Raw genomic sequence first — 4,307 nt, forward strand, 5'->3', positions numbered from 1 at the left:
CGAGTCCCGTCCGCTCCGCCACTAAATTGAAAGGCCTTCCCTATCGGGAAGGCCTTTTTGCTTTCTGACATTTACCCAATCCCTCATCCTCAGTGCCAGGTGGCTTGGCCGGGTTATCCTCACCTCCCTACACGACCATCTCCGCCTTGCCGAATGGCATCCACGCTTCATTCGTGGTCACACACATAGACAGTTAAGGGATGACTCAACAATCTGCCTGGCGGAGCAGAAGCCAGTGGCCATTGTTACCTGGAATCACTCGCCAGGAGCACTCTGGCTGGTTGGCCGCGGCTGATCTGCTGCGTTCTGAGGGTCTAGTGGATGTCGTTGAGTATAGATGAGGGAAGGCGGAGGAAAGGCAACGAGCGCTACTGTGGCTGCCTCTGGTGGGTATACAAACAGGTTATCCGTGATGCAGATGGCGTGATGTGGGCAGGATCGCTCAGGCTGATCCCATTCTCTGATGTGTGGCCGCACAAAAGAAAAGGGGACAGCATCTGCTGTCCCCTCAAGTCATTTCGTCCATTCCCTGAACTGCCATGCTCCCTGCAATCCTTGACGCTATCCTTTCCTTTAGAAATTCCCCTTCCCAATCCGTTGGGGTGTCCTGTGGCCTTCCTAGCCTGGCAATCTGTCCTGATTGCTTCACCCTCTCCTTCCTGGAGGTGTCCATTACCACATCCCGTGGTGTTCCTGCGTCATCCTGACTGATAACCATCCTAGCTATCAAGCTTCATCTTGAAGCTGTTCCTGACCGCGTCTTGCGGTGTCCTTTCATCCTTGATGAGCGACAATCCGTGCCACTCAACCTCATCCCGAGGTATCCAACTACCGCATCCTGCGGTTGTCCTGTCGATCCTTGTGATAACCATCCTGGCTATCAACCCCATCCCGAGGTGTTCCTTGCCCACATCCTGCAGGCTATTCCTTGTTTATGCGCTGTTTCTGCATCCTGCCGAATCAGCTCGTCCTTGTGAGACCCATACTAAGGCAATTACGGGCTCGAACAAGGTGTGCAATCGGATTGAGCTCCGTGACATGTGGTACAGAAATGGGCTGATGTTGAATATTATCTATTTTTATCAGTTATTTAGATAGTTTCCGTGGAAAGCATACCCAGTGCGGGATGGCTTCACGTACGGTTCAACACTGAGGGGTCTTACAGGGGGAATGGCAGATCTCTTACAAGCAGAAATCGGTAGGAAAACGATGGTACAGCCGCTTCAATCAGGGGTGTAAGAGTTCAAAATTAATTGAATACTTATGCTTTAAAAGTAGACAAAAGCCGAGATAAATCTCGGCTTTGTATTGTCTGCTGGTTTCTTTAGCTGACCCTTGTCCCAGGAGTCGGGTAGGCCTTGCGCAGTGATTCGGGTGCAAGCACCTCCAGGTTGCCGCTCATGTTGTTCAGCCAGGAGCGGAACTCGGGCGTATCCTGCACTTCGGTCTCCACCACCACGCTGCGCTTGTCGTAACGGGTCATGCGCGGGTTATGCCCCGGGATTTGTCCATCGATCAGGGTCGGGCAGTTGGCATCGATGCGCCCGACGAAGCGGATCGGACCGCTGACGTCCTGATAACCCTGGTCACGGATCAGCTTCTGGATATTGAAGTCCTTCGGCTGGGTCGCACTGAAGTTGGTCAACTCCACGTTCTTGATGTGATCGAACGGGATGCCGTAGACCTTGGGATCCAGCTCGGACAGGGTACAGAGCAGGATGGGGCCATCGGGTTGGTTCAGGATGCCGAGGGGATTGATGCGGTCATAGCAGAGCCAGACAGTACGCTCCTTGATGACACGCTGGATCTCGGCGCTGAACTTGCGGCCACGCCAGAGGGCGTCGCGGATCAGGGTGCTGCGGCGGATCTCCGGATTGCCGGCGAAGGGGCGAGGTGACTGGTGCACGCTCTCCAGCCAGCGCTCGGCCAGTTCGCTCTGGCTGTCGCGGATCACCTGGCCAGCCTTGTCGATCAGCGGGTTCAGTTCGGTCAGCACGCTTGCCGGCAACAGTTGGCTCGCCTGGTCGCTCCAGGTTTTCAGGGCCACTGCCAGCGAGAGCGGCATGATGTTGGCAAAGTCATTGAGACCATGGCGCTCGAAGCACCAGCCATGAGGCTTGCTGCGCTCATCGGAGGTGAGGTCGAACAGCCCCATGCCGGACATCTCTTCCAGGTCCCGTTGCACGGTACGGAGACTGACGTGAATGCCTTCCTCTTCCAGTTTTACCTGGAGTTGGCTGGCGGTCAGCTTGTAAGGGCGGTGCGGGATGCAACGCGCCAAGGTCAGTTGTCGTAACAGCTTCTTACTCATGGTGCATGCCTTCACTGGTTTAGCGTTGAGTGTATCCTAGCCATGGCCTGCGACAGTCTATGTCGCAAGTTTTGCTGCGACAACTGTCGCCATTTTCATACATGAAGAAACAAGGCATTGATAAATAAAACAAAATAACGAGTGAAAGGGGTTGTTTGAGCCCTTTTTTTATTGAAAACAAGCCTTGCGAGGATGCTCGCGACCAGGGTGACTGGAAGGAAATGGAAGCAGTAAGGAGGGGGAGGTGGGAAGGAGGTGGGGGACGGGCCCCCACCTCGACACGTCGTTATGCCAGCCAGGACCAGGCTGATTTGGTGATGGCTGCGCCCACCATGTAGCCGAATACTGCGAGAGCGGCCACTCCGGCCACCAGCTTCTGACCGCGGGCAGGGCGCTTGAGCGCCATGACGCCCAGGCCGATGTAGATCACCAGGGCAATCAGCTTGGCCATCAACCAGGGCTGCTGGCCAGGGCTCATCTGCAGGGTCACCGCCAGCAGCACGCCAAACAGCAGCAGGAAGGTGTCGTTGATGTGGGGCAGCACCTTCAACCATTTCTGTTGCAGCCGCCCGCTGCCCGCCAGCGCCAGGCTCCAGCGGTAGAGGAAGAGCAGCAGGCTGACCAGGGCCAGGGTCATGTGAAGGTGTTTGAGCATGGGGTAATAGGCAATCATGTTGCTTCCTTGTCGTTGTTGGGCAGACCGCTGTTCCATTGATGGGCGTGGGTACGCTCCTGTCCTTCCTGATCGTCTTGCAGCAGGTCGGAGAGGATGTCGCGGTATTGCAGGCTCTTGTTGATATAGGTGTGCTCGTCGTCCAGGTAGTTGACCTGTTCCCGCAGCAGCCGGTTGTCATACTGCTTGAACATCTGCCCCGCACGCCAGGCCTGATTGGCCCTGAATCCCAAGAGGGTGAGTGCTTCTACCCCAAGATCCACGGCCGACCCCAGGGTTTCGCGGTGCACGCTGTCTATCCCGTGGCGCAGGATCTCGTGGGCATGGGGTCTGTCCTGGGCACGGGCCAGTATTCTGAGGTGCGGGAAGTGCTTTTTCACCATCTCGATCACTTCGAGGGAGGTGGCCGGATCATTGAGGGAGAGCACCAGCAGTTTGGCCTTGTGGGCGCCGGCCGCGTGCAGCAGGTCGAGTCGGCTGGCATCCCCATAAAACACCTGGTAGCCGTACTTTCTCAGCATCTCTATCTGGCTGGCATCCTGCTCCAGGATGGTGGTGCCAATACCGTGGCCGTGGAGCAGACGCCCCACTATCTGACCGAAGCGACCGAAGCCGGCGATGATGACCGGGTGTTCCACCAGCTCGGGCTGTTCGTGTTCGGGGGTGTCGCTCTGGTTGCGGTAGTCGAACCAGGGCTGGATCACCCGATCGTTGAGGATAAGCAGCAGCGGTGTCAGCGCCATGGAGAGGGCGACGACCAGAGTCAGCAGTGAGATGGTGCTGCCCGGCAGTACCTTGTTCTGGGCGGCGAACGAGAACAGCACGAAGGCGAACTCACCGCCTTGGGCCAGGGCCAGGGCGAAGGTCCAGCGCTGGTTCGGGGAGAGGCGAATGACAAAGCCGAGCCCCATCAGCACCAGCCACTTGAGCACCATCAGACCGATCACCAGTGACGGGATCAACAGGGGATGGGCGGCAAAGAGGCTGAAGTCGATGCCGGCACCCACCGACATGAAGAAGAGGCCGAGCAGCAGCCCCTTGAACGGCTCAATGTCCGCTTCCAGCTCGTGGCGGTATTCGCTGTCCGCCAGTACCACGCCGGCGAGGAAGGAGCCGAGGGCGGGGGAGAGGCCGACGGATTCCATGAGCACGGCGATGGCGATCACCAGCAGCAGGGCGGCAGCGACGAAGATCTCCCGCATGTGGGACTGGGCGATGGCGCGAAACACCGGCCGCATCAGGTAATGGCCACCTAGCACGATGCCGGCGATGGCGGCCACCACCAGCAGGCCGTGCTGCCAGCCTGCCAGCTCCGAGCTGCCG

General features: G+C 57.8%; 3 protein-coding genes. All 3 read right to left on the bottom strand.

The window, feature by feature from the left end; genetic code table 11:
• Nucleotides 1-1,324: 1,324 nt before the first annotated feature.
• On the bottom strand, nucleotides 1,325-2,311 hold the full coding sequence (locus AACR77_RS18780; RefSeq protein ID WP_029313511.1) for a helix-turn-helix transcriptional regulator: 987 nt from the start codon (nucleotides 2,309-2,311) through the stop codon (nucleotides 1,325-1,327).
• A gap of 286 nt (nucleotides 2,312-2,597) precedes the next feature.
• A complete protein-coding gene (locus tag AACR77_RS18785) occupies nucleotides 2,598-2,984 on the bottom strand; it encodes a SirB2 family protein (RefSeq protein ID WP_039040394.1) in 387 nt (128 codons plus the stop codon).
• On the bottom strand, nucleotides 2,981-4,307 hold a 1,327-nt coding region (locus AACR77_RS18790), incomplete at its 5' end, for a cation:proton antiporter domain-containing protein (protein WP_042878682.1). The genes AACR77_RS18785 and AACR77_RS18790, both read right to left, overlap by 4 nt.

This window comes from Aeromonas sp. ZOR0002, assembly GCF_963866995.1.
GTDB lineage: Bacteria > Pseudomonadota > Gammaproteobacteria > Enterobacterales > Aeromonadaceae > Aeromonas > Aeromonas caviae.